Origin of the sequence: Citrobacter sedlakii, from assembly GCF_018128425.1 — a bacterium.
GTDB classification, from domain to species: Bacteria; Pseudomonadota; Gammaproteobacteria; order Enterobacterales; family Enterobacteriaceae; genus Citrobacter_A; species Citrobacter_A sedlakii.
Genome location: NZ_CP071070.1, coordinates 4,685,855 through 4,711,354 on the forward strand (window position 1 = coordinate 4,685,855; position 25,500 = coordinate 4,711,354).

At 54.9% G+C, this 25,500-nt stretch carries 19 protein-coding genes, 3 tRNA genes and 2 rRNA genes; 9 read left to right on the forward strand and 15 right to left on the reverse strand.

Annotated features, from left to right (window positions below; translation table 11 throughout):
* Positions 1-104 precede the first annotated feature (104 nt).
* Both rhlB and gppA read left to right on the forward strand, forming a co-directional pair.
* Complete coding sequence (gene rhlB, locus JY391_RS22150) at positions 105-1,370, forward strand: ATP-dependent RNA helicase RhlB (RefSeq protein ID WP_060569249.1); 1,266 nt, start codon at positions 105-107, stop codon at positions 1,368-1,370.
* 5 nt (positions 1,371-1,375) lie between these two features.
* Positions 1,376-2,866, forward strand: a complete 1,491-nt coding sequence (gppA, locus tag JY391_RS22155; RefSeq protein ID WP_060569250.1) for a guanosine-5'-triphosphate,3'-diphosphate diphosphatase — start codon at positions 1,376-1,378, stop codon at positions 2,864-2,866.
* Between the two features lie 30 nt (positions 2,867-2,896).
* Here gppA and rep read toward each other — a convergent pair whose 3' ends face one another.
* Positions 2,897-4,921 (reverse strand): DNA helicase Rep, encoded by a 2,025-nt coding sequence (rep, locus tag JY391_RS22160; RefSeq protein WP_042292826.1) that lies wholly within the window; start codon positions 4,919-4,921, stop codon positions 2,897-2,899.
* Positions 4,922-5,314: 393 nt separating this feature from the next.
* On the opposite strand from rep, the gene JY391_RS22165 reads away from it, so the two are divergent.
* From JY391_RS22165 to ppiC, 4 genes are all read left to right on the forward strand, one after another.
* The gene (locus JY391_RS22165; protein WP_042292828.1) at positions 5,315-6,454 is read left to right on the forward strand and encodes a sugar diacid recognition domain-containing protein; all 1,140 of its coding nucleotides are present in this window, start codon (positions 5,315-5,317) and stop codon (positions 6,452-6,454) included.
* A gap of 119 nt (positions 6,455-6,573) precedes the next feature.
* On the forward strand, positions 6,574-7,842 hold the full coding sequence (locus JY391_RS22170; RefSeq protein WP_211935032.1) for a GntP family permease: 1,269 nt from the start codon (positions 6,574-6,576) through the stop codon (positions 7,840-7,842).
* Between the two features lie 7 nt (positions 7,843-7,849).
* On the forward strand, positions 7,850-8,995 hold the full coding sequence (locus JY391_RS22175) for a glycerate kinase (protein WP_042292833.1): 1,146 nt from the start codon (positions 7,850-7,852) through the stop codon (positions 8,993-8,995).
* 100 nt (positions 8,996-9,095) lie between these two features.
* Positions 9,096-9,377 carry a peptidylprolyl isomerase PpiC gene (gene ppiC / locus JY391_RS22180; protein WP_001140251.1) on the forward strand — a complete coding sequence of 94 codons (282 nt, stop codon included), beginning with the start codon at positions 9,096-9,098 and terminating at the stop codon, positions 9,375-9,377.
* Between the two features lie 64 nt (positions 9,378-9,441).
* Here ppiC and ilvC read toward each other — a convergent pair whose 3' ends face one another.
* Positions 9,442-10,917: a ketol-acid reductoisomerase gene (gene ilvC / locus JY391_RS22185; RefSeq protein WP_211935033.1), complete on the reverse strand. Its 1,476-nt coding sequence runs from the start codon at positions 10,915-10,917 to the stop codon at positions 9,442-9,444.
* Positions 10,918-11,069: 152 nt separating this feature from the next.
* On the opposite strand from ilvC, the gene ilvY reads away from it, so the two are divergent.
* The gene (gene ilvY / locus JY391_RS22190) at positions 11,070-11,960 is read left to right on the forward strand and encodes an HTH-type transcriptional activator IlvY (protein WP_042292841.1); all 891 of its coding nucleotides are present in this window, start codon (positions 11,070-11,072) and stop codon (positions 11,958-11,960) included.
* On the opposite strand, the gene ilvA is transcribed toward ilvY, so the two are convergent.
* The 7 genes from ilvA to ilvL all read right to left on the reverse strand — a co-directional run bounded on the left by ilvA (position 11,957) and on the right by ilvL (position 18,510).
* Positions 11,957-13,501, reverse strand: a complete 1,545-nt coding sequence (gene ilvA, locus JY391_RS22195) for a threonine ammonia-lyase, biosynthetic (RefSeq protein WP_181823311.1) — start codon at positions 13,499-13,501, stop codon at positions 11,957-11,959. The genes ilvY and ilvA overlap by 4 nt on opposite strands.
* A 2-nt stretch (positions 13,502-13,503) precedes the next feature.
* Positions 13,504-15,354, reverse strand: coding sequence for a dihydroxy-acid dehydratase (gene ilvD, locus JY391_RS22200; protein ID WP_211935034.1), 1,851 nt, complete (start codon positions 15,352-15,354; stop codon positions 13,504-13,506).
* Between the two features lie 62 nt (positions 15,355-15,416).
* Positions 15,417-16,346, reverse strand: coding sequence for a branched-chain-amino-acid transaminase (ilvE, locus tag JY391_RS22205; protein ID WP_211935035.1), 930 nt, complete (start codon positions 16,344-16,346; stop codon positions 15,417-15,419).
* Between the two features lie 19 nt (positions 16,347-16,365).
* Positions 16,366-16,629: an acetolactate synthase 2 small subunit gene (gene ilvM / locus JY391_RS22210; RefSeq protein WP_042292846.1), complete on the reverse strand. Its 264-nt coding sequence runs from the start codon at positions 16,627-16,629 to the stop codon at positions 16,366-16,368.
* Positions 16,626-18,272, reverse strand: coding sequence for an acetolactate synthase 2 catalytic subunit (ilvG, locus tag JY391_RS22215; RefSeq protein WP_211935036.1), 1,647 nt, complete (start codon positions 18,270-18,272; stop codon positions 16,626-16,628). The genes ilvM and ilvG overlap by 4 nt, the downstream gene beginning before the upstream one ends.
* 2 nt (positions 18,273-18,274) lie before the next feature.
* The gene (gene ilvX, locus JY391_RS24010) at positions 18,275-18,325 is read right to left on the reverse strand and encodes a peptide IlvX (protein WP_204375586.1); all 51 of its coding nucleotides are present in this window, start codon (positions 18,323-18,325) and stop codon (positions 18,275-18,277) included.
* An 86-nt stretch (positions 18,326-18,411) separates the two neighbouring features.
* Complete coding sequence (gene ilvL / locus JY391_RS22225) at positions 18,412-18,510, reverse strand: ilv operon leader peptide (protein WP_024149608.1); 99 nt, start codon at positions 18,508-18,510, stop codon at positions 18,412-18,414.
* Between the two features lie 351 nt (positions 18,511-18,861).
* On the opposite strand from ilvL, the gene JY391_RS22230 reads away from it, so the two are divergent.
* Positions 18,862-20,382 carry a YifB family Mg chelatase-like AAA ATPase gene (locus tag JY391_RS22230; RefSeq protein WP_211935037.1) on the forward strand — a complete coding sequence of 507 codons (1,521 nt, stop codon included), beginning with the start codon at positions 18,862-18,864 and terminating at the stop codon, positions 20,380-20,382.
* Between the two features lie 25 nt (positions 20,383-20,407).
* On the opposite strand, the gene maoP is transcribed toward JY391_RS22230, so the two are convergent.
* Positions 20,408-20,746: a macrodomain Ori organization protein MaoP gene (maoP, locus tag JY391_RS22235; RefSeq protein WP_042292859.1), complete on the reverse strand. Its 339-nt coding sequence runs from the start codon at positions 20,744-20,746 to the stop codon at positions 20,408-20,410.
* Positions 20,747-20,864: 118 nt separating this feature from the next.
* Here maoP and hdfR point away from each other — a divergent pair, with 118 nt between their 5' ends.
* Positions 20,865-21,698 carry an HTH-type transcriptional regulator HdfR gene (hdfR, locus tag JY391_RS22240; RefSeq protein ID WP_060569256.1) on the forward strand — a complete coding sequence of 278 codons (834 nt, stop codon included), beginning with the start codon at positions 20,865-20,867 and terminating at the stop codon, positions 21,696-21,698.
* A 95-nt stretch (positions 21,699-21,793) separates the two neighbouring features.
* Here hdfR and JY391_RS22245 read toward each other — a convergent pair.
* The 5 genes from JY391_RS22245 to JY391_RS22265 form a co-directional block, all read right to left on the reverse strand.
* Positions 21,794-21,869 (reverse strand) — tRNA-Trp (locus JY391_RS22245).
* Between the two features lie 8 nt (positions 21,870-21,877).
* Positions 21,878-21,954, reverse strand: a tRNA-Asp gene (locus JY391_RS22250).
* Between the two features lie 54 nt (positions 21,955-22,008).
* A 5S ribosomal RNA gene (gene rrf / locus JY391_RS22255) occupies positions 22,009-22,124 on the reverse strand.
* Positions 22,125-22,315: 191 nt separating this feature from the next.
* Positions 22,316-25,221 (reverse strand): 23S ribosomal RNA (locus tag JY391_RS22260).
* A 184-nt stretch (positions 25,222-25,405) separates the two neighbouring features.
* Positions 25,406-25,481, reverse strand: a tRNA-Glu gene (locus tag JY391_RS22265).
* Between the last annotated feature and the right edge of the window lie 19 nt (positions 25,482-25,500).

The window sequence follows — 25,500 nt, forward strand, 5'->3', positions numbered from 1 at the left end:
CTTCATCAACGACGTGTTGATGTCGCATTAACCAACTAAAGGTTGACTTTATTTCACCGGATACGCTTTCGTAAAGCAATAGTAAGCTGATATTCTACCACACTATGAGCAAAACACATTTAACAGAACAGAAGTTTTCCGACTTCGCCCTGCACCCAAAGGTGATCGAAGCCCTTGAAAATAAAGGGTTTCATAACTGCACGCCCATTCAGGCCCTCGCGCTGCCGCTTACGCTGGCCGGTCGCGATGTTGCAGGGCAGGCGCAAACCGGTACTGGCAAAACGATGGCGTTCCTGACGTCAACGTTTCATTATCTTCTCTCTCATCCCGCGATTGACGATCGCAAGGTGAACCAGCCGCGCGCCTTAATCATGGCGCCGACGCGTGAGTTAGCCGTGCAGATCCACGCCGATGCCGAGCCGTTGGCGCAGACCACAGGTCTGAAGCTGGGTCTTGCCTACGGCGGCGACGGCTATGACAAGCAGCTGAAAGTGCTGGAAAGCGGCGTCGATATTCTTATCGGCACCACAGGCCGTCTGATCGACTACGCAAAACAGAATCACATTAACCTGGGCGCGATTCAGGTCGTTGTCCTCGACGAAGCCGATCGCATGTACGATCTGGGCTTTATTAAAGATATCCGCTGGCTGTTCCGCCGCATGCCGCCAGCCACACAGCGTCTGAACATGCTGTTCTCCGCAACCCTCTCTTACCGCGTGCGTGAACTGGCGTTCGAACAAATGAACAACGCCGAATACGTGGAAGTCGAGCCGGAACAAAAAACCGGCCACCGTATTAAAGAAGAGCTTTTCTATCCGTCTAACGAAGAGAAGATGCGCCTTCTACAAACATTAATTGAAGAAGAATGGCCGGATCGCGCCATTGTTTTCGCTAACACGAAACACCGCTGTGAAGACATCTGGGGCCATCTGGCCGCCGATGGTCATCGCGTGGGCCTGCTGACGGGCGACGTGGCGCAGAAAAAACGCCTGCGCATTCTCGACGAGTTCACCCGCGGCGATCTGGATATTCTTGTTGCTACCGATGTTGCCGCACGCGGGCTGCATATTCCCGCAGTCACCCACGTATTTAACTACGATTTGCCGGACGATTGCGAAGATTACGTCCACCGCATTGGCCGAACCGGACGCGCAGGCGCAAGTGGCCACTCCATCAGCCTGGCGTGTGAAGAGTACGCGCTGAACCTGCCGGCGATCGAAACCTACATCGGTCACTCCATTCCGGTCAGCAAATACAATCCGGATGCGCTGATGAACAATCTGCCGAAGCCGCTGCGTCTGACGCGCTCGCGCCCAGGCAATGGCCCGCGTCGGGCTGGCGCCCCGCGTAACCGTCGTCGTTCGGGTTAAAAAACATGCTAAGCACCTCCTCGCTGTACGCCGCAATTGATTTAGGCTCGAATAGTTTTCATATGCTGGTGGTGCGCGAGGTGGCGGGAAGCATCCAGACGCTCACGCGAATTAAACGCAAGGTGCGTCTGGCCGCTGGCCTGAACAGCGAGAACGCCCTTTCTGCTGAAGCTATGGAGCGCGGCTGGCAATGCCTGCGCCTGTTTGCCGAGCGCCTTCAGGATATTCCCCAGCCGCAAATCCGCGTGGTTGCGACCGCAACGCTACGCATAGCGGTGAATGCCGATGAATTTATCGCTAAAGCGCAAGAGATTCTCGGTTGCCCGGTACAGGTCATCAGCGGCGAAGAAGAAGCGCGCCTGATTTATCAGGGCGTGGCGCATACCACCGGGGGCGCGGATCAGCGACTGGTTGTCGACATCGGCGGCGCGAGCACTGAACTGGTTACCGGCACGGGCGCACAAACCACGTCGCTGTTTAGTCTGTCGATGGGCTGCGTCACCTGGCTTGAGCGCTATTTCACCGACCGTAATCTGGCGCAGGAAAATTTCGACGAAGCGGAAAAAGCCGCGCGAGACGTGCTGCGTCCGGTAGCCGATGAACTTCGCTACCACGGCTGGAAAGTGTGCGTTGGTGCATCCGGCACCGTGCAGGCGCTTCAGGAAATCATGATGGCGCAGGGCATGGATGAGCGCATTACGCTGTCGAAACTCCAGCAGTTGAAACAGCGGGCGATTCACTGTGGCCGTCTGGAAGAACTGGAAATTGAGGGCTTAACCCTTGAACGCGCACTGGTATTCCCCAGCGGGTTGGCCATTCTCATCGCCATTTTTACCGAACTGAATATTCAGGGCATGACCCTGGCCGGCGGCGCGCTGCGCGAAGGGCTGGTGTACGGTATGCTGCATCTTGCAGTCGATCAGGATATTCGTAGCCGTACGCTGCGTAACGTCCAGCGTCGGTTTATGGTCGACACCGAACAAGCGAACCGCGTTGCCAGACTGGCGGAGAATTTCGTCGAACAAGTAGAACATGAATGGCACCTTGAGCCGATCAGCCGCGAACTGTTGATCAGCGCCTGCATGCTGCATGAAATTGGCCTGAGCGTAGATTTCAAACAAGCGCCTCAGCACGCGGCGTATCTGGTGCGCAATCTGGACCTGCCTGGATTCACCCCCGCGCAGAAAAAACTGCTCGCCACGCTGTTATTGAACCAAACCAACCCGGTTGATCTTTCCTCGCTGCACCAGCAAAACGCCGTGCCGCCGCGCGTGGCTGAGCACCTTTGTCGTCTGCTAAGACTGGCGATTATTTTCGCCAGCCGCCGTCGTGACGATCTGCTGCCGTCGATCGCCCTGCAGGCGACAAATGAGATACTGACGATTACGCTACCGAAAGGATGGCTGGAACAGCATCCGCTGGGAAATGAGTTGATTGCGCAGGAAAGCCAGTGGCAAAGCTATGTTCACTGGCCTTTAGATGTTCAGTCATCGTGATTTTGCCGGATGACGCTTCGCGAATCCGGCCTATAACTTCGCTTTCTTTGCCGCCATCATTGCTTTCAGGTTCGCCAGATGGCTTTGCCCTTTCTGCATGCGTTCTTCTGCACTTACCACTTTGCGTTCCTGCTCCCAGATCAGATCGTCCTGCGGTAATTCCAGCAGGAAACGGCTCGGCTCCGGGCGTACCAGCTCGCCGTACTGACGGCGCTCTTTACAGAGGGTGAAGATCAGTTCTTTTTGCGCGCGGGTTATGCCTACGTAGGCCAGACGGCGTTCTTCATCAATATTGTCTTCATCGATGCTGCTTTGATGCGGCAGAAACCCCTCTTCCATTCCCACCATAAACACATACGGAAACTCCAGACCTTTCGAGGCGTGAAGCGTCATCAGTTGAACCTGATCCAGTTCTTCTTCGCTTTCACCGCGCTCCATCATGTCGCGCAGCGTAAAGCGTGTCACCACCTGGGTCAGCGTCATCGGCTCATCCAATTCGCTGCCTTCCAGCATTTCAGTCATCCAGCTAAACAGCTGGTTGACGTTTTTCATGCGCATTTCGGCCGCTTTCGGGCTGGGCGAGGTTTCGTACAGCCAGGATTCATAATCAATGCCGTGAATCAGATCGCGTACGGCGGCAATGGGTTCGCGCTCGGCCAGACGCTGGATTTCACCCAGCCAATGGGTAAATCGGGTCAACGAATCGTAGCCGCGCCCGGTAAGCGTCTGGCTCAGGCCCAGATCAAAGCTGGCGGTAAACAGGCTTTTATTGCGGGTCATAGCCCACTCGCCCAGCTTTTGCAGCGTAGCCGGTCCGATTTCGCGTTTTGGCGTATTCACGATGCGCAGGAAAGCGCTGTCATCATCCGGATTGGTCAGCACCCGAAGATAGGCCAGCAGATCTTTGATCTCCGGGCGAGAGAAGAACGAGGTGCCGCCGGAAATTTTGTACGGAATACGGTTCTGCATGAGGTATTTTTCAAACACCCGCGACTGATGATTACCGCGATACAGAATGGCGTAATCCTTGTATTCCGTTTTATTCACGAAGTGATGGGCGATCAGTTCGCCGGTTACACGCTCGGCCTCATGTTCTTCGTTGTTTGCGCTGAGCACTTTCAGCTCCGCGCCATATCCCAGCTCCGAAAAGAGCCGCTTTTCAAAGACGTGCGGATTATTGGCAATAAGAATATTTGCTGCTTTCAGGATCCGCCCGGAAGAGCGGTAGTTCTGCTCCAGCTTGATAACCTGCAGCGCCGGAAAATCCTGGCTCAACAGCACCAGGTTTTGAGGTCGCGCACCGCGCCAGGAGTAGATCGACTGGTCGTCATCACCCACGACGGTAAAGCGCGCGCGATTCCCCACCAGCAGCTTGACCAGCTCGTACTGGCTGGTGTTGGTATCCTGATACTCGTCCACCAGCAGATAGCGGATCTTGTTCTGCCAGCGCTCGCGCACTTCCTCATTACGCTGCAGCAGCAGTGTTGGCAGTAAAATCAGATCGTCAAAGTCGAGAACGTTACAGGCTTTCAGGTGCGCATCGTACAGGCCATAGCAGTGCGCAAAAATGCGATCGCGTTCGCCTTTCGCACTTGCTGCCGCCTGGGCTGGCGTTTTGAGATCGTTCTTCCAGTTTGAGATCGTCGCGATCAGCTGTTGCAGCACCACTTTGTCATCGTCAATCAACCCTTCCGTCAGCTCTTTCAGCAAGGCGACCTGATCGGTGTCGTCAAACAGCGAGAAATTGGATTTCATTCCCAGCGCGGCGTATTCGCGTTTTATCACCTCCAGCCCCAGCGTATGGAAGGTGGAGATCATCAGCCCACGCGCTTCTTTACGCCCCAGCGTCTGCCCGACACGTTCTTTCATTTCGCGCGCCGCCTTGTTGGTAAAGGTCACCGCAGCGATGTGTCGCGCCTGGTAACCGCAGCCGCGTATCAAATGGGCGATTTTGTTGGTGATAACGCGTGTCTTACCGGAACCCGCCCCCGCCAGCACCAGGCAAGGTCCGGTGACGAATTCGACAGCGTGTTGTTGGCCGGGGTTTAAACGCATGGGAATGTTGCTCAATCTTCGAACGGGGGAGGGATTGTAGCAGAAAGCGAGGCAGAGATTGAGCTTTCCGTGACTGTACGTACGGAGGCCGCCGGAAAGAAATGAACACGGCGCTGGCGTGCAAGAAATGATTAATTTCCGAACAATATCCTACGTCGATCACATCGAAAAAAAAGACGGAACAGGCGAACAGAAACAGAATTAATCATTTGAGTTTAAAGGGAAAACAGAGGATACAAGCTTTCTGGGGCATTTTTATTTGTATAAACCGACAAAAAAGAGGCCGTACTGCCCGCTTTCTTTGTCTGTTCACCCGAAACATTTCACCACTGGATACGCTAATAGATCGGATATGGGCCACATATTGCGCCCGCCTTTCATGCTGAGCATAAAATGAACAAGATTCACGCTAATTATTACCTGCAAGACTCTACCGCACGCCAGATAGTTCAACGCACAATGGGGATAATTCCGTACTCGGTAAATGTGATGAACGAGCATGGTATGATCATTGCTTCCGGGGAAGCCTCACGTTTACATCAACGCCATGAAGGCGCGGTACTCGCATTGACCGAAAACCGGGTCGTCGAAATTGATTCCGCGACCGCCAATAAGCTTAAAGGCGTTAAGCCCGGCATCAATTTACCGATTAATTTTCGCGACCAGCTGATTGGCGTACTGGGCATTACCGGCGAGCCTGGTGAAGTGAAGGCATATGCGCAGTTGGTGAAGATGGCTTCGGAATTAATCATTGAACAAATGGCGCTCCTCGAGCAAAAACAGTGGGATAAGCGTTACCGCGAAGAGCTGATTAATCAGCTGATTTTGCGTGACCCGCCGCCGGACTCGCTGAACGCGGTGGTCTCATGGTTGGGAATTAATCTCCAGCTTCCGCGGGTGGTGGTGATTATGGAACTGCAACAACCGGATCGCGACGCGCTGCGTAATCTGATGGAGTATTTTGAATATCGCGCCCGCGACCATTTGGTCACGTTTTCCGACTTTAATGAGCTGATAATCTTAAAACCTATCGCGCTAAAAAACGGCGTCTGGCATAAATCGTTGGAACTAAGCGATCTGCAGAGATTTAAACATTACGCACAGTCCTGTGGTTTTTCCCGACTGATTGTCGGCGGCTATTTCACCGGCGAAAACGGCCTGCGTCGCTCTTTTCAGACCGCGAAATCCACCCAGGCCATGGCGAAAAGACTGAAGTTGAAGCATCAGTTCATTTTTCATGACGACTATGCGCTGGCGTCATTATTGGGCGGGCTTTCCGGTACCTGGCAAGCGGAAGAATTATCCAAAATCTGGCGCGATCTGGTTGCCCAGGACACCAAAGGCGTTCTGCAAAAAACGCTACAGCATTATTTTGAGCATAATTGTGATCTTTCGCAAACAGCGACCAGCCTGCATATTCATGTCAATACGTTACGCTATCGACTGCAGCGAGTGGAAGATATTACAGGAATACAAATCAATAACTTAAAACAGTTACTCTGGTTGTATATCGGCATGGAGTTACAGCGCTGAACTGTATTTTCCTCCAAATTTTTCGCCGTCTGGCGCCTTATTTTTAGCCGATACACACAAGTCTAACGCGGCTGCTTTCTCCATACTGCCCCCTGTTATTTTCATGGAGAAAGCAGAAGATGGTTTCAATAACAGCAACTGGCGCCATCATCGCACTCGTGGTGGCGATCGTTTTAATTTTACGCAAAGTCTCGCCGGTTTACGGCATGATGGTCGGCGCGCTGGTAGGCGGTCTGGTCGGCGGCGCCGATCTGGTGCAAACCGTGACGCTAATGGTCACCGGCGCGCAAGGCATTACCAATGCCGTGCTGCGCATTCTCGCGGCAGGTGTACTGGCCGGCGTGTTGATTGAATCCGGCGCGGCAAACACCATCGCTGAAACGGTAGTGAAAAAAGTGGGCGAAAGCCGGGCGCTTTTAGCCTTAGCCATTGCGACGATGATCCTGACCGCCGTCGGCGTATTTATCGACGTGGCGGTTATCACCGTTGCACCGATTGCCCTGTCTATTGCCCGTCGCGCCGGTTTGTCGAAACTCGCCATTCTGCTGGCGATGATTGGCGGCGGTAAAGCGGGTAATGTGATGTCGCCTAACCCCAATGCCATCGCCGCGTCGGACGCCTTTCATGTTCCCCTCACCTCCGTGATGATGGCCGGGATAATCCCCGGTCTGTTCGGCCTGATCGTGGCTTATTTCCTGGCAAAACGTCTCAGCCAGAAAGGCCTGATGGTGATGCCCGACGAAGTGATTTCACACGACAACCACGGCAAGCAGCCGGGATTTCTTGCCGCTATCAGCGCGCCGCTCGTCGCCATTGTGCTGCTGGCGCTACGACCTGTTGCGGGTATCGCCATCGATCCGCTGATTGCCCTGCCCGTCGGTGGGTTAGCCGGTGCGATCCTGATGGGCAGGTTTAAGCAAAGTAACGCCTTTATGATGTCCGGGCTTACGCGCATGGCGCCGGTAGCCATCATGCTGCTCGGTACCGGTACGCTCGCCGGGATTATCGCCAACTCGGAACTGAAAGATGTGCTCATTCATGGGCTGACCTCTTCCGGTCTGCCTTCTTATCTGCTGGCCCCTATTTCCGGCGCGATCATGTCTATGGCAACAGCGTCCACTACGGCGGGAACCGCCGTTGCCGCCGGGGTATTCAGCCAGACGCTGCTGGGTCTTGGCGTATCAGCCCTTGCCGGTGCCGCCATGATTCACGCTGGCGCAACCGTACTGGATCACCTGCCCCACGGCAGCTTCTTCCACGCCACAGGCGGCAGTGTCGGCATGCCGATCCACGAACGGTTAAAACTGCTGCCTTATGAAACCCTTGTCGGTTTTGTTATCGCCCTGATTTCCACACTGATGTTTGGCGTCTTCGGACTTGCCGGGTAAGGACACGATGAAAATAGTCATTGCACCAGATTCATTTAAAGAAAGTTTATCGGCCATGCAGGTGGCCACCGCTATCGAGCAGGGATTTCGTGAAATTTATCCCGAGGCCGAGTATGTCAAATTGCCGATGGCAGACGGCGGCGAAGGTACCGTCGAGTCAATGGTTGAAGCAACCGAAGGCCATTATCTGTTCCAGAATGTGACCGGACCGCTGGGGACGCCAGTACAGGCGCGCTGGGGTATGCTGGGAGATGGGAAAACGGCAATCGTTGAAATGGCCTCCGCATCCGGACTGCATCATGTCCCGCCAGAACGCCGTAACCCTACGCTCACCACCAGCTATGGCACCGGCGAACTGATCCTTGCCGCGCTGAACCACGGCGTTGAGCGCATTATTCTCGGGATTGGCGGTAGCGCCACCAATGACGGCGGCGCAGGTATGCTACAGGCACTTGGTGTGGCGCTGCTTGATACAAACGGGAAATCGCTTCCTTTCGGCGGCGGCGCGCTAAGCGACCTGGCCATCATCGATGCCTCAGGCTGCGACGCTCGACTGAAAAACGTTTCTGTCACCGTCGCCTGCGACGTTAACAATCCACTCTGTGGCGCAACAGGAGCGTCAGCCATCTTCGGTCCGCAAAAAGGGGCAACGCCGGAAATGGTTGCCTCCTTAGACGCTGCGCTGGCCAACTTTGGTAAACGGCTTCAGGACGCAACCGGACGAAACGTGATGACGACGCCTGGCGCAGGCGCCGCAGGCGGCATGGGCGCGGCGCTGTTAGGGATACTGAACGCGGAGTTAAAGCCGGGCGTGGAGATTGTTATTGACGCGCTGCATCTCGATAGCCTGGTCGCGGATGCCAGCCTGGTGATCACCGGTGAAGGTCGTCTTGATAGCCAGAGCATCAGCGGTAAAACGCCGATTGGCGTCGCACGCTGCGCTAAGCGGTATCAGAAACCGGTGATCGCGCTGGCGGGCGGCTTAACGACCGATCACCAGATTGTGCATCAGCACGGGCTGGACGCGGTGTTCTCCGTGCTGACGCGAATCGCCACGCTGCCGGAAGCGCTACAGGATGCGGAATACAACCTGCGCGTTTCGGCACGCAATATTGCCAGCGTCTGGAAATTATCACAGCAGCAGATGCGCTAATCTTCAGCCAGGCCAGCAAGCAGTAGCTGGCCTGGATATTCTTTCTCACCAGCCCCATGCTAAAATCGCCCGCTTCACTCATCCCACGCAAGGCACGATTATGGCAAAAACAGCAGCAGCACTGCATATTCTTGTTAAAGAAGAAAAACTGGCGCTGGATCTTCTTGAGCAGATTAAAAACGGCGCCGACTTCGGCAAACTGGCGAAGAAACACTCAATCTGTCCGTCTGGCAAACGCGGCGGCGACCTGGGCGAATTCCGTCAGGGCCAGATGGTTCCGGCATTCGATAAAGTGGTCTTTTCCTGCCCGGTACTGGAACCAACCGGTCCGCTGCACACCCAGTTCGGCTACCACATCATTAAGGTGCTGTACCGTAACTAACAAAAAACCCGGTGTCTTCAAACACCGGGTTTTTTTATCTTTGCCGGATGCTGGCTTCGCGGAATTAGCCAGCGACAGCGATACGCTTCATATCGGTCATATAGCCGCGCAGTTTCTTACCTACCTGCTCGATAGCATGGCCGCGAATCGCCTCGTTCACATCGCGCAACTGCGCGTTGTCTACCGCCCCTTCCGCAATCGCTTTGCCCAGATCGCCCGGCTGCAGGGTGGTCATGAACTCTTTCAGCAGCGGTACGCAGGCGTAAGAGAACAGGTAGTTGCCGTACTCGGCGGTATCAGAGATAACCACGTTCATTTCGTACAGACGCTTACGGGCGATGGTGTTCGCAATCAGCGGCAGTTCGTGCAGGGATTCGTAGTACGCAGACTCTTCGATGATGCCGGAATCCACCATGGTTTCGAACGCCAGCTCAACGCCCGCTTTCACCATCGCGATCATCAGTACGCCTTTATCGAAGTACTCCTGCTCACTGATTTTGCCGTCGAACTGTGGCGCCGTTTCGAACGCGGTTTTACCGGTTTCTTCACGCCAGGTCAGCAGTTTCTTATCGTCGTTCGCCCAGTCCGCCATCATGCCGGAAGAGAATTCGCCGGAGATGATGTCATCCATGTGTTTCTGGAACAGCGGCGCCATGATCGCTTTCAGCTGTTCGGACAGCGCGTAAGCACGCAGTTTCGCCGGATTAGACAGGCGGTCCATCATCAGCGTAATGCCGCCCTGCTTCAGCGCTTCGGTGATGGTTTCCCAGCCGAACTGAATCAGTTTTTCCGCGTATGCCGGGTCGGTGCCTTCTTCCACCAGCTTGTCGAAGCACAGCAGAGAACCCGCCTGCAGCATGCCGCACAGAATGGTCTGCTCACCCATCAGGTCAGATTTCACTTCCGCAACGAAGGACGATTCCAGCACGCCCGCGCGGTGGCCACCGGTCGCTGCCGCCCATGCTTTGGCAATCGCCATGCCTTCGCCTTTTGGATCGTTTTCCGGGTGAACCGCGATCAGAGTCGGCACGCCGAAGCCACGCTTGTACTCTTCGCGTACTTCCGTACCCGGGCACTTCGGCGCCACCATCACCACGGTGATGTCTTTACGGATCTGCTCGCCCACTTCAACAATGTTAAAGCCGTGAGAGTAACCCAGCGCGGCGCCGTCTTTCATCAGCGGCTGTACGGAACGCACCACGTCAGAGTGCTGCTTGTCCGGCGTCAGGTTTACCACCAGGTCCGCCTGCGGGATCAGCTCTTCGTAGGTACCCACTTTAAAGCCGTTTTCGGTCGCTTTACGCCAGGACGCACGCTTTTCGGCAATTGCTTCTTTGCGCAGGGCGTAAGAGATATCCAGACCGGAGTCACGCATGTTCAGGCCCTGGTTCAGCCCCTGCGCGCCACAGCCGACGATGACCACTTTTTTACCCTGAAGGTAGCTCGCGCCATCGGCAAATTCGTCGCGGCCCATAAAGCGGCATTTGCCCAGCTGCGCCAACTGCTGGCGCAGGTTCAGTGTATTAAAGTAGTTAGCCATGGGTGATACCTCGTGATGTTGTGTGTCTTATTGTTCGGTTCGCGTTTCAGCGAGAATGTACCCACATTACAACAGGAAATTTATTGCGGAAATTGATATATTCACAACGTCATGTTGCAATTTTTGCAATGTAAAAAGAGGGAGTGGAATCGGTGGATTTACGCGATTTGAAAATGTTCTTGCATCTGGCGGAAAGCCGTCACTTTGGCCGCAGCGCCCGGGCGATGCACGTCAGCCCGTCCACGCTTTCCCGACAGATACAGCGCCTTGAGGAAGACCTTGGCCAGCCGCTGTTCGTGCGCGACAACCGCACCGTCACGCTCACGGAAGCGGGCGAAGAGCTACGGGTCTTTGCCCAACAGACCTTATTGCAGTATCAGCAACTGCGGCACACGCTTGATCAGCAGGGACCGTCGCTCTCCGGCGAGCTGCATATTTTCTGCTCCGTGACCGCCGCTTACAGTCATTTGCCGCCTGTTCTCGATCGCTTTCGCGCGGAGCACCCCTCGGTGGAAATTAAACTCACCACGGGCGACGCCGCCGACGCGATGGAAAAGGTGGTGACGGGCGAAGCGGATCTCGCCATTGCCGGGAAACCTGAAACGCTGCCCGGCGCAGTGGCATTCTCGATGCTGGAGAATCTGGCGGTGGTGCTGATCGCCCCGGCGTTACCCTGCCCGGTACGCAGTCAGGTCGCGGTGGAAAAACCCGACTGGTCGACAGTGCCGTTCATCATGGCTGACCAGGGGCCGGTGCGCCGCCGCATTGAGCTGTGGTTTCGCCGCCATAAAATCAGTAACCCCATGATTTACGCAACCGTCGGCGGGCATGAAGCGATGGTGTCGATGGTCGCGCTCGGTTGCGGCGTGGCGCTGCTGCCGGAAGTGGTGCTGGAAAACAGTCCTGAACCGGTACGCAATCGCGTGATGATTTTAGAGCGTAGCGACGAAAAAACCCCGTTTGAGTTGGGGGTGTGCGCAACGAAAAAGCGGCTGCATGAGCCGCTGATTGATGCGTTCTGGAAGATATTGCCGAACCACTAGCCCGCCAGGAAGAAACGGAACGCCGGGTTTTGAGTTTCGTCGTGACACTCATAGCCCAGTTCGTTCAGGCGAGTTTCGAAATCCGGCTCGTGATCGCCCAGTTCGAAGGCTGCCAGCACGCGCCCGTAGTCGGTGCCATGGCTACGGTAATGGAACAAAGAGATGTTCCAGTGGGTGCCGAGCGTATACAAAAACTTCAGCAAGGCGCCGGGAGATTCCGGAAACTCGAAGCTGTAAAGTCGTTCTTTCAGCGGCTTAGATGGACGCCCGCCGACCATATAGCGCACATGGAGCTTCGCCATCTCGTCGTCAGAGAGATCGACCACGCTGTAGCCGCCGTCATTCAGCAAATTCAGGATCTCTTTGCGCTCTTCCAGACCGCGGCTTAAACGCACGCCGACAAAAATGCAGGCATCTTTGGCATCGGCAAAACGGTAGTTAAATTCCGTTACCGAACGACCGCCGAGGAGCTGGCAAAATTTCAGAAAGCTGCCCTTCTCTTCCGGAATGGTCACCGCCAGCAAGGCTTCACGCTGTTCACCCAGCTCGCAGCGCTCGGAAACGTAGCGCAGGCCGTGGAAGTTAACGTTGGCGCCAGACAGCACGTGCGCCAGACGTTCGCCGCGAATGTTGTGCTGGGCGATATATTTTTTCATGCCCGCCAGCGCCAGCGCGCCGGACGGTTCCGCCACCGCACGCACGTCCTCGAACAGATCTTTCATCGCCGCGCAGATAGCATCGCTATCAACCGTGATAATATCGTCAAGATACTCCTGGCACAGACGGAAGGTTTCATCGCCGATGCGTTTGACCGCCACGCCCTCGGCAAACAGCCCCACACGCGGGAGATCGACCGGATGCCCGGCATCGAGCGCCGCTTTCAGGCATGCAGAGTCTTCCGCTTCAACGGCAATGACCTTGATCTGCGGCATCAGCTGTTTGATCAGCACCGCCACACCTGCCGCCAGGCCGCCGCCGCCCACCGGCACGAACACACGATCAAGGTGAGCGTCCTGCTGGAGCAGTTCAAGCGCCAGCGTCCCCTGCCCGGCAATCACCATCGGGTGGTCGAACGGCGGCACCCAGGTAAAGCCCTGCTGCTGCGCCAGTTCGATCGCTTTGGCTTTCGCCTCATCAAAATTCGCGCCGTGTAGCAGGACTTCTCCGCCAAAACCGCGCACCGCATCCACTTTGATATCAGCAGTCGCAACCGGCATGACAATCAGCGCCTTCACGCCCAGACGCGCAGAGGAAAACGCCACGCCCTGCGCATGATTGCCCGCCGACGCGGTGATCACACCGCGCGCTTTTTGTTCCTCGGTTAAGCCCGCCATCATCGCGTAAGCGCCGCGCAGCTTAAAGCTGTGCACCGGCTGGCGGTCTTCGCGCTTCACCAGGATGACGTTGTCGAGGCGCGAGGAGAGTTTTTCCATTTTTTGCAGAGGCGTGACCTGCGCCGCTTCATAAACCGGCGCGCGCAGCACCGCCCGGAGATATTCCGCCCCCTCGGGGGCGGCGGATAAGGGTTGTGACTCGGCCATCATTAGCCCCCAAGTTTGGATTTATCGCGCACCGCGCCTTTGTCTGCGCTGGTCGCGAGGCTGGCGTAGGCGCGCAGGGCAAACGACACCTGACGCTGACGGTTTTTCGGCGTCCAGGCTTTGTCACCGCGCGCTTCCTGCGCTTCACGGCGCGCCGCCAGTTCAGCGTCGCTCACCTGCAACTGAATGCCACGGTTAGGAATATCAATGGCGATCAGATCGCCATCTTCAATCAGGCCAATATTGCCGCCGCTTGCCGCTTCAGGGGAAACGTGGCCGATGGAGAGACCAGAGGTCCCGCCAGAGAAACGACCATCAGTGATCAGCGCACAGGCTTTGCCGAGGCCCATGGATTTCAGGAAGCTGGTTGGGTAGAGCATTTCCTGCATTCCGGGACCGCCTTTCGGCCCTTCGTAGCGGATCACCACAACGTCGCCTTCCACCACTTTGCCGCCGAGAATGGCTTCTACTGCGTCGTCCTGACTTTCGTAGACTTTCGCCGGGCCGGTGAAAGTCAGGATGCTGTCATCCACGCCTGCGGTTTTTACGATGCAGCCGTTTTCCGCGAAGTTACCGTACAGTACCGCCAGACCGCCGTCTTTGCTGTAGGCATGTTCCAGCGAGCGGATACATCCTCCCGCGCGATCGTCGTCCAGTGTCTCCCAACGACAGTCCTGCGAGAACGCTTTGGTGGTGCGAATGCCAGCCGGACCGGCACGGAACATCTGCTTCACGGCCTCATCCTGCGTCACCATCACGTCGTACTGCTCAAGCGTTTGCGGCAGCGTCAGCCCCAGTACGTTTTTCACGTCACGGTTCAGCAACCCCGCACGATCCAGTTCGCCGAGGATCCCCAGCACGCCCCCCGCACGGTGAACATCTTCCATGTGGTATTTTTGGGTGCTTGGCGCCACCTTGCACAATTGCGGCACTTTGCGGGACAGCTTGTCGATATCGCTCATGGTGAAGTCAATCTCCGCTTCCTGCGCGGCGGCCAGCAGGTGCAGAACGGTATTGGTTGAACCGCCCATGGCGATATCCAGCGTCATGGCGTTTTCGAATGCTGCCTTGCTGGCGATGTTGCGCGGCAGCGCGCTGGCGTCGTCCTGCTCGTAGTAGCGTTTCGTCAGCCCAACGATGCGTTTGCCGGCGTTAAGGAACAGCTGTTTACGGTCAGCGTGGGTCGCCAACAGCGAACCGTTGCCCGGCTGAGAGAGGCCCAGCGCTTCGGTCAGGCAGTTCATGGAGTTGGCGGTGAACATTCCGGAACAGGAACCACAGGTCGGGCAGGCAGAGCGTTCAACCTGATTGCTTTGGTCGTCAGAGACTTTCGGGTCTGCGCCCTGGATCATCGCGTCGACCAGATCGAGTTTGATGATCTGATCGGACAGTTTGGTTTTCCCGGCTTCCATCGGACCGCCGGAAACAAAGATCACCGGAATATTCAGGCGCAATGAGGCCATCAGCATTCCGGGGGTGATTTTGTCGCAGTTGGAGATACAAACCATCGCATCAGCGCAGTGGGCGTTCACCATGTACTCGACTGAATCGGCGATCAATTCGCGGGACGGCAGCGAATAAAGCATCCCTCCGTGGCCCATGGCGATACCATCATCCACGGCGATGGTGTTGAACTCTTTCGCCACGCCACCTGCGGCTTCTATCTGTTCGGCAACCAGTTTACCGAGATCGCGCAGGTGCACGTGCCCCGGCACGAACTGGGTAAACGAGTTCACGACCGCAATGATCGGCTTACCAAAATCGTCATCGGTCATTCCAGTGGCGCGCCACAGCGCGCGGGCTCCCGCCATATTGCGGCCATGAGTGGTGGTGGCGGAACGGTACTTAGGCATACTTTTTACTCCCAGTGTCTGTCTGTGAAATGGGACGGTGCGTGCCGTCCCATTTTTTATTCTTAGTGATTAACCTGATCCAACCAGCCGTATTTATCTTCCGTTTCACCGGTGAAGAGACCGAAGAAGGCTTGCTGAATGCGCTTCGTGACCGGACCGCAGCGGCCTTGGCCTACCTGGATTCCGTCAACGCTGCGCACCGGGGTGATTTCCGCCGCGGTACCTGACATAAACACTTCGTCAGCCAGATACAGGGATTCGCGGGACAGGACCTGCTCGCGCACTTCGATACCGAGGTCTTTCGCCAGTTTGATGATCGCGTCGCGGGTGATACCCGGCAGCGCGGAAGAGGTAAACGGCGGCGTGAACAGCACGCCATCTTTCACTTCAAACAGGTTTTCGCCTGCGCCTTCGGAGATATAGCCATTCACGTCCAGGGCGATACCTTCCTGATACCCATGGCGGCGGGCTTCGCTGCCCACCAGCAGAGAGGAAAGATAGTTGCCGCCCGCTTTCGCCGCCGTCGGAATGGTGTTTGGCGCTGCGCGATTCCAGGACGACACCATCGCATCGATCCCCTGTTCCAGGGCTTCGGCGCCCAGGTATGCGCCCCATGGGAACGCTGCGATGATCACGTCGGTGCTGTATCCCGGAGGTGGGTTCACGCCCATGCCAACATCACCGACAAACACCAGCGGACGTATGTAGGCGCTGGTCAGGTTGTTTTTACGGATCACGTCGCGACAGGCTTCCATCAATTCGTCCACACTTTGCGAAACCGGGAAACGATAAATTTTGGCTGAGTCATGCAGACGCTGCATGTGTTCACGATGACGGAACACCACCGGTCCTTTGTGAGAGTCGTAGCAACGGATACCTTCAAACACGGACGTACCGTAATGCAGCGCGTGGGACATCACGTGGACTTTCGCGTCCTCCCAACGAACCATCTCCCCATTGAACCAAATGTAATCAGCTTTTTTCGTCGTCATTTTTTTCTTCCTGTCGCGCTCAAGCACGGATTTGTTGTGATGTGGTTGTGCTCTGGCAGATGGCAACATGTGCAACGTCTACCAGTTTTGTTAACTGACTAAACAGTAAGTCGACCGACCGAGGACTGGCAACGGTTAATTCGATATTGATGTTTTGCGCATCGCTGGCGGCTTCCATATTCATGGCGCATACCTGAAATCCGCGATGACGGACCACGCGCAATACGCGTTCTAACGTTTCGGGATTAAAGCGAGCTTCAACGGCGACCTGATGTTGCATCATAATGTTTTCTCCAGCATTTCAGAGTTGCTGGCGCCAGGCGGCACCAGAGGCCAGACATTCTCAAGTTCATTGATTGAGACATGAAGCAGGTATGGCCCCTCGCTGTTCAGCAAGGTGTCGAGTGCCGCTTCAACCTGGTCTTTACGGGTGATGTGTTGGCCAGGGATGCCGAAAGCGCTGGCTAACATAAGGAAATCGGGGTTATCAGTCAGAGTGGTTTCGCTATATCGTTCTGCAAAAAACAGTTGTTGCCATTGTCGAACCATCCCTAACCGTTGGTTATCCAGTAACACCATCTTCAACGGTAACTGCTTGCGTTTTACGGTGCCTAACTCCTGAACGTTCATCATGAAGGAGCCATCACCGGAGATACAGATTACGGTATCGTTGGGCCGCGCAACCTGTGCGCCCACCGCAGCCGGTAAGCCAAACCCCATGGTGCCTAATCCGCTGGAGGTGATGAAATTCTCCGGACGGGTATAAGTCATGTGTTGCGCTGACCACATCTGGTGCTGGCCGACATCGGTTGTCACCACGCAGTTTGCCGGTTTACGTTCGGACAACTGCTTCAACAGCAGCGGCGCGTAAATGGCATCGCCCGGATGGTCGTAGCGCCAGCTGTGTTCCGCTCGCAGCTCCGCGTTACGCTGGCGCCACGCATCGATATTTACCGGTTGCTGTAAAGCAGGCAGAAGGGCATTTAAATCGCCCTGCAGCGCAACGTGGGCCTGGCGCAGTTTGTTCAGCTCAGCCGGGTCGATATCCATATGAATCACACTGGCGTGCGGCGCGAAAGTGTTTAATTTGCCAGTCACCCGGTCATCAAAACGTGCGCCGATCGCAATCAGTAAGTCGCACTCCTGTACCGCGAAATTTGCCGCTTTGGTGCCATGCATACCAAGCATCCCCAGATAGTACGGATAGTCAGCCTCCACGGCGCCCAAACCTTTCAGCGTACAGGTAACGGGCATTTGTGTTGTCGCCAGAAACTCACGCAGCGCCGGTACCGCCTGCGCCATTCCTACGCCGCCGCCGACGTACAACATAGGTTTTTGCGCCTGCGCCAACATAGCGCGAGCTTGTTCAACTTCTGCATGGGGGAAAGCCGCTTCGCTTTCAACGGTGGTGAAATATGGCTCCAGCGCACCGCTGGCTAACTGGATATCTTTCGGGATATCGACCAGTACAGGACCGGGACGGCCGGAACGGGCGACGTCAAACGCCTCTGCCATGATGCGTGGCAATTCTTCCAGCGACTGCACCAGGAAACTGTGTTTGGTGCAGGCCAGCGAAAGACCTAATACATCCACTTCCTGAAATGCATCAGTACCGATGAACGGCGCAGAAACCTGCCCCGTGATAGCCACTACCGGAACGGAATCCAGCAGCGCATCCGCCAGGCCGGTGATCAGGTTAGTCGCCCCCGGACCGGAAGTGGCGATACAGACTCCGGTTTTACCTGTAGCGCGGGCGTAGCCAATAGCGGCCATCGCAGCACCCTGCTCATGGCGGCACAACAGGTGCTCCACGCCACCGTCATACAACGCATCGTAGACCGGCATAATTGCGCCACCGGGATAGCCGAAAACGGTCTCGACACCCTGCGCACGCAACGAATGTACCACCCACTGTGCTCCATTCATAGTTAGTTCCCCGCCGTAAATCCTGAGAAACAGAATTTTATGCTGTTATTCATTATCTGCTCCTCGATGGTAGTTTTAAGGTCAAAAAAAACCCCCGGACCTTTCGGTGCGGGGGTCTTAGTTCGTTAAGGCTTGATTTCTAAGCCTTTCCTCGTCCAAGTGCAGCCCCGCACGGTGGGATAATAATCACCACCACGCTAATCACGACCAGGCTAATCACTTGTAGAAGGGCTGTCATTTTTGTCGATTCTTGCATCTTGTTCGAAGGAATGCCTAAAGAGTTACCATAGATTTTGCCGATTGCACAAGATTTTTTTGGTTTGTTTTTTCCGTCGCTGCTGATGCTTTAACGTAACGTCGTTGTTTTTTATACAAAAAGTGATATTTGAAAAAAATTCACCTTGCACGGGTAACTCGCTGTTTCCGTTGTGCAACATACCTGTCTGATCGCCTTTTGCGAGCAGTCTTCCGGAATACGGTTTTATGCTTTCAAATTCCGTAAAAAAACCGGAATCCCCCTCGAAAAAACGCAAAATTACACAACATTCACCCTAACGCGTACGCCATAATCATGGCCTCTGGAGGGGCTATGTCACTGTCAATTGTTCATACGCGAGCTGCGCTCGGCGTTAACGCGCCGGCTATCACAATCGAAGTCCATATCAGTAACGGGCTCCCAGGCCTGACGCTGGTGGGGCTGCCGGAAACCACCGTAAAGGAGGCCCGGGATCGGGTTCGTAGCGCTATTATCAATAGCGGGTATGAATTCCCGGCTAAGAAAATCACGATTAATCTTGCCCCTGCAGATCTCCCCAAGGAGGGAGGGCGATATGATTTACCTATCGCCGTTGCGCTTCTGGTGGCTTCTGAGCAGCTTAAGACCCATAGGCTTGATCAATATGAGTTAGTGGGCGAATTAGCGCTTACAGGCGCGCTACGTGGCGTTCCTGGCGCCATCTCCAGCGCTACCGAAGCGATACGCGCAGGAAGAAGCATCATCGTTGCAAAAGAGAATGAAGACGAAGTAGGATTGATTGACGGCGATGGCTGTCTGATAGCCGACCATCTGCAGGCAGTCTGCGCATTTCTGGAAGGCAAGCAGCCGCTCGATCCCCCTTCCTCGAGCGTATGGGGTTCTTCGCCCACTCACGACGATATCAACGATATTATTGGCCAGGAGCAAGGTAAGCGCAGCCTGGAGATTACGGCGGCAGGTGGACACAACCTGCTTCTTATTGGCCCTCCGGGCACCGGTAAAACAATGCTTGCCAGTCGGCTTAATGGATTACTACCACCTCTAAGTAACAAAGAGGCGCTGGAAAGCGCGGCAATCCTTAGCCTGGTTAATTCGACCAGTGTGCAAAAGCAGTGGAAACAGCGCCCCTTTCGATCGCCACATCACAGCGCATCCCTGGCGGCAATGGTCGGTGGCGGCTCCATTCCCGGACCCGGTGAAATTTCTCTGGCGCATAACGGCATACTTTTTCTCGATGAACTCCCCGAATTCGAACGACGCACATTAGATGCGTTACGTGAGCCGATAGAGTCCGGGCAGATTCACCTTTCGCGCACGCGGGCTAAGATCGCCTATCCGGCGCGTTTTCAATTGGTTGCGGCAATGAACCCCAGCCCTACCGGACATTATCAGGGAAAACACAATCGATGTACGCCAGAACAAACACTGCGCTATCTTGGCCGGCTGTCCGGACCGTTTCTCGACCGCTTCGATCTTTCTTTGGAGATCCCGTTGCTACCTGCAGGTATGCTCAGTCAGACCGAAGTCAAAGGTGAAAGTAGCGCTACGGTTAAGCAGCGGGTCATCGCTGCGCAGGAACGGCAGTACAGGCGGCAGGGTAAACTCAACGCACATTTGCAAAATAAAGAAATTCGTCAGCATTGCCCGTTGAACAACGAGGATTCGCAGTGGCTGGAAGAAACGCTCATCCATCTGGGGCTGTCTATCAGGGCGTGGCAACGTTTGTTGAAGGTTTCCCGGACCATTGCTGATCTCGAACAGGCGGAAGGGATCACTCGCCAGCATTTACAGGAAGCAGTGAGCTACCGGGCCATAGACAGGTTGCTTGCTCATCTGCAGAAACTCCTGACGTAAAAAAAGGGCTTACGCCCTTTTTTCGTTAGTCATCAGACTCAGTGTAGTCTTCAGCCCCTTCCATCTGCGGTTTACCGCCTGACAGGGTGTGGAAACGTTTTGGACGCTTGATGCGCGACATGTATTTAGACCATACACGTTCCGCTTCGGTCACCGGCTCGCGTTCACCACGGCATACCGCCACAAAGAGTTTCTCTTCCTCGGTAACCGGCTCACGCTTGCCAAGATCCAGCTCGTTGAAGGCATAACCATGACGCTCAAGCAGTTGTGCCTCTTTGATGGTGAAATCACCATGACGAGAGAACCCGCGTGGATAATATTTGTTGTCGAAATATCGATTAGTCGTCGTAAAGCTTTCCGCCATCCTGCACGCTCCTAATTCTTTGGCCGAGCTATTTATGGCGCGGAGTATTAGTTACGCTTGACAGAGTGTAAAACAAAACATTTAAATCATAACGACAAATAATTTTGCGGAGAGCACTGTGGATACGGAATTGCTAAAAACTTTCCTGGAAGTGAGCCGGACACGCCACTTTGGCCGGGCTGCGGAAGCACTCTATCTGACACAGTCGGCGGTGAGCTTTCGCATCAGACAGCTGGAAAACCAGCTGGGCGTGAACCTTTTCACACGCCACAGAAACAATATCCGCTTAACAGCAGCGGGGGAGAAGCTTTTACCCTATGCCGAAACGCTGATGAATACGTGGCAGGCGGCCCGCAAAGAAGTCGCCCATACCTCAAGGCATAATGAGTTCTCTATCGGTGCCAGCGCCTCTTTGTGGGAGTGTATGCTCAATGACTGGCTGGGCCGGCTATACCAGACACAAGAGCCGCAAACCAGCCTGCAATTCGAAGCGCGTATTGCCCAGCGCCAGTCTCTGGTCAAGCAGTTACATGAGCGTCAGCTTGATCTGCTGATCACGACCGAAGCGCCGAAGATGGATGAATTCAGTAGTCAGTTACTTGGGCATTTCACCCTGGCGTTATACTGCGCGCGCCCTTCTACGCTAAAGGATGCGTTGAATTATTTGCGGCTGGAGTGGGGTCCGGACTTTCAGCAGCATGAAGTGGGTCTGATCGCCTCGGATGAAATACCCGTTCTAACCACCAGTTCCGCCGAACTGGCCAGACAGCAACTGTCAGCGTTGAATGGTTGCACCTGGTTACCCACAGCATGGGCTAAGGAAAAAGGCGGTTTGCATACCGTTGCCGACAGTGCAACGCTATCGCGTCCGTTATACGCCATATGGCTGCAGAATAGCGATAAACATGCGCTGATCAGAGATCTTTTAAAAACCGGCGTACTGGAAGAATAAAACAATCATGAGGCAAGGATGCCGATAAGAAGGGATGGTGAATTCACTGTTTTACAAACAAAAAAAATCCTTAGCAAATGCTAAGGATTATTTTATGGCAGGGGCGGAGAGACTCGAACTCCCAACACCCGGTTTTGGAGACCGGTGCTCTACCAATTGAACTACGCCCCTAATTAGGGTGGCGGAACGGACGGGACTCGAACCCGCGACCCCCTGCGTGACAGGCAGGTATTCTAACCAACTGAACTACCGCTCCACCGAATTTTTCTACAACCACTGATTTTTACATCAGTTTACTGCTTAATTTGATGCCTGGCAGTTCCCTACTCTCGCATGGGGAGACCCCACACTACCATCGGCGCTACGGCGTTTCACTTCTGAGTTCGGCATGGGGTCAGGTGGGACCACCGCGCTAAGGCCGCCAGGCAAATTCTTTGTGCTCTGTCCTGTGTCTTTTGTGCTGATACTGCGTTGGCTGCGCCTGCGAACGTCAGTCACATACTTTTGTATGCTCCTTCCGTCGCTTCACTTGCCGCCTTGTCTCAGCGCAAAATCCTTCGGACTCTGAATCAATGCTGAAAATTTTCTCAATTCCGCCAAAACATCTTCGGCGTTGTAAGGTTAAGCCTCACGGTTCATTAGTACCGGTTAGCTCAACGCATCGCTGCGCTTACACACCCGGCCTATCAACGTCGTCGTCTTCAACGTTCCTTCAGGAGACTTAAAGTCTCAGGGAGAACTCATCTCGGGGCAAGTTTCGTGCTTAGATGCTTTCAGCACTTATCTCTTCCGCATTTAGCTACCGGGCAGTGCCATTGGCATGACAACCCGAACACCAGTGATGCGTCCACTCCGGTCCTCTCGTACTAGGAGCAGCCCCCCTCAGTTCTCCAGCGCCCACGGCAGATAGGGACCGAACTGTCTCACGACGTTCTAAACCCAGCTCGCGTACCACTTTAAATGGCGAACAGCCATACCCTTGGGACCTACTTCAGCCCCAGGATGTGATGAGCCGACATCGAGGTGCCAAACACCGCCGTCGATATGAACTCTTGGGCGGTATCAGCCTGTTATCCCCGGAGTACCTTTTATCCGTTGAGCGATGGCCCTTCCATTCAGAACCACCGGATCACTATGACCTGCTTTCGCACCTGCTCGCGCCGTCACGCTCGCAGTCAAGCTGGCTTATGCCATTGCACTAACCTCCTGATGTCCGACCAGGATTAGCCAACCTTCGTGCTCCTCCGTTACTCTTTAGGAGGAGACCGCCCCAGTCAAACTACCCACCAGACACTGTCCGCAACCCGGATTACGGGCCTACGTTAGAACACCAGCCATTAAAGGGTGGTATTTCAAGGGCGGCTCCACGCAGACTGGCGTCCACGCTTCAAAGCCTCCCACCTATCCTACACATCAAGGACCAGTGTTCAGTGTCAAGCTATAGTAAAGGTTCACGGGGTCTTTCCGTCTTGCCGCGGGTACACTGCATCTTCACAGCGAGTTCAATTTCACTGAGTCTCGGGTGGAGACAGCCTGGCCATCATTACGCCATTCGTGCAGGTCGGAACTTACCCGACAAGGAATTTCGCTACCTTAGGACCGTTATAGTTACGGCCGCCGTTTACCGGGGCTTCGATCAAGAGCTTCTCCTTACGGATAACCCCATCAATTAACCTTCCGGCACCGGGCAGGCGTCACACCGTATACGTCCACTTTCGTGTTTGCACAGTGCTGTGTTTTTAATAAACAGTTGCAGCCAGCTGGTATCTTCGACTGATTTCAGCTCCATGAGTAAATCACTTCACCTACATATCAGCGTGCCTTCTCCCGAAGTTACGGCACCATTTTGCCTAGTTCCTTCACCCGAGTTCTCTCAAGCGCCTTGGTATTCTCTACCTGACCACCTGTGTCGGTTTGGGGTACGATTTGATGTTACCTGATGCTTAGAGGCTTTTCCTGGAAGCAGGGCATTTGTCACTTCAGCACCGTAGTGCCTCGTCATCACGCCTCAGTGTTAAAGTGAACCGGATTTACCTGGAACACACACCTACACGCTTAAACCGGGACAACCGTCGCCCGGCCGACATAGCCTTCTCCGTCCCCCCTTCGCAGTAACACCAAGTACAGGAATATTAACCTGTTTCCCATCGACTACGCCTTTCGGCCTCGCCTTAGGGGTCGACTCACCCTGCCCCGATTAACGTTGGACAGGAACCCTTGGTCTTCCGGCGAGCGGGCTTTTCACCCGCTTTATCGTTACTTATGTCAGCATTCGCACTTCTGATACCTCCAGCATGCCTCACAGCACACCTTCAACGGCTTACAGAACGCTCCCCTACCCAACAACGCATAAGCGTCGCTGCCGCAGCTTCGGTGCATGGTTTAGCCCCGTTACATCTTCCGCGCAGGCCGACTCGACCAGTGAGCTATTACGCTTTCTTTAAATGATGGCTGCTTCTAAGCCAACATCCTGGCTGTCTGAGCCTTCCCACATCGTTTCCCACTTAACCATGACTTTGGGACCTTAGCTGGCGGTCTGGGTTGTTTCCCTCTTCACGACGGACGTTAGCACCCGCCGTGTGTCTCCCGTGATAACATTCTCCGGTATTCGCAGTTTGCATCGGGTTGGTAAGCCGGGATGGCCCCCTAGCCGAAACAGTGCTCTACCCCCGGAGATGAATTCACGAGGCGCTACCTAAATAGCTTTCGGGGAGAACCAGCTATCTCCCGGTTTGATTGGCCTTTCACCCCCAGCCACAGGTCATCCGCTAATTTTTCAACATTAGTCGGTTCGGTCCTCCAGTTAGTGTTACCCAACCTTCAACCTGCCCATGGCTAGATCACCGGGTTTCGGGTCTATACCCTGCAACTTAACGCCCAGTTAAGACTCGGTTTCCCTGCGGCTCCCCTATACGGTTAACCTTGCTACAGAATATAAGTCGCTGACCCATTATACAAAAGGTACGCAGTCACCCCATAAAGAGGCTCCCACTGCTTGTACGTACACGGTTTCAGGTTCTTTTTCACTCCCCTCGCCGGGGTTCTTTTCGCCTTTCCCTCACGGTACTGGTTCACTATCGGTCAGTCAGGAGTATTTAGCCTTGGAGGATGGTCCCCCCATATTCAGACAGGATACCACGTGTCCCGCCCTACTCATCGAGCTCACAACCGGTGCGGTTTTGTGTACGGGGCTGTCACCCTGTATCGCGTGCCTTTCCAGACACTTCCACTACCACACTGGCTGATTCAGGCTCTGGGCTGCTCCCCGTTCGCTCGCCGCTACTGGGGGAATCTCGGTTGATTTCTTTTCCTCGGGGTACTTAGATGTTTCAGTTCCCCCGGTTCGCCTCGTTAACCTATGTATTCAGTTAACGATAGTGTGACGAGTCACACTGGGTTTCCCCATTCGGACATCGCCGGGTCAAAGGTTCATATCACCTCGCCGACGCTTTTCGCAGATTAGCACGTCCTTCATCGCCTCTGACTGCCAGGGCATCCACCGTGTACGCTTGGTCGCTTAACCTCACAACCCGAAGATGTTTCACTTCTGATTGCGATAATTGAGAGACTCACGAACAACTCTCGTTGTTCTGTGTTTCAATTTTCAGCTTGATCCAGATTTTTAAAGAGCAAATATCTCAAACATGACTCGTAAGTCAGTTTTGAGATATAACGGCCGGCGACTTTCACTCACACAAACCAGCAAGTGGCGTCCCCTAGGGGATTCGAACCCCTGTTACCGCCGTGAAAGGGCGGTGTCCTGGGCCTCTAGACGAAGGGGACACAAAGTCTCAATCGCAAG

Excerpts from the sequence above, each read along its gene's own strand:
- JY391_RS22165 (WP_042292828.1), top strand. The coding sequence starts at position 5,315 with ATGAACAAGATTCACGCTAATTATTACCTGCAAGACTCTACCGCACGC.
- ppiC (WP_001140251.1), top strand. The coding sequence starts at position 9,096 with ATGGCAAAAACAGCAGCAGCACTGCATATTCTTGTTAAAGAAGAAAAA.
- JY391_RS22170 (WP_211935032.1), top strand. The coding sequence starts at position 6,574 with ATGGTTTCAATAACAGCAACTGGCGCCATCATCGCACTCGTGGTGGCG.
- ilvA (WP_181823311.1), bottom strand. The coding sequence starts at position 13,501 with ATGGCCGAGTCACAACCCTTATCCGCCGCCCCCGAGGGGGCGGAATAT.
- ilvG (WP_211935036.1), bottom strand. The coding sequence starts at position 18,272 with ATGAATGGAGCACAGTGGGTGGTACATTCGTTGCGTGCGCAGGGTGTC.
- ilvM (WP_042292846.1), bottom strand. The coding sequence starts at position 16,629 with ATGATGCAACATCAGGTCGCCGTTGAAGCTCGCTTTAATCCCGAAACG.
- JY391_RS22175 (WP_042292833.1), top strand. The coding sequence starts at position 7,850 with ATGAAAATAGTCATTGCACCAGATTCATTTAAAGAAAGTTTATCGGCC.
- ilvL (WP_024149608.1), bottom strand. The coding sequence starts at position 18,510 with ATGACAGCCCTTCTACAAGTGATTAGCCTGGTCGTGATTAGCGTGGTG.
- gppA (WP_060569250.1), top strand. The coding sequence starts at position 1,376 with ATGCTAAGCACCTCCTCGCTGTACGCCGCAATTGATTTAGGCTCGAAT.
- maoP (WP_042292859.1), bottom strand. The coding sequence starts at position 20,746 with ATGGCGGAAAGCTTTACGACGACTAATCGATATTTCGACAACAAATAT.
- rhlB (WP_060569249.1), top strand. The coding sequence starts at position 105 with ATGAGCAAAACACATTTAACAGAACAGAAGTTTTCCGACTTCGCCCTG.
- ilvE (WP_211935035.1), bottom strand. The coding sequence starts at position 16,346 with ATGACGACGAAAAAAGCTGATTACATTTGGTTCAATGGGGAGATGGTT.
- ilvC (WP_211935033.1), bottom strand. The coding sequence starts at position 10,917 with ATGGCTAACTACTTTAATACACTGAACCTGCGCCAGCAGTTGGCGCAG.
- JY391_RS22230 (WP_211935037.1), top strand. The coding sequence starts at position 18,862 with ATGTCACTGTCAATTGTTCATACGCGAGCTGCGCTCGGCGTTAACGCG.
- ilvD (WP_211935034.1), bottom strand. The coding sequence starts at position 15,354 with ATGCCTAAGTACCGTTCCGCCACCACCACTCATGGCCGCAATATGGCG.
- rep (WP_042292826.1), bottom strand. The coding sequence starts at position 4,921 with ATGCGTTTAAACCCCGGCCAACAACACGCTGTCGAATTCGTCACCGGA.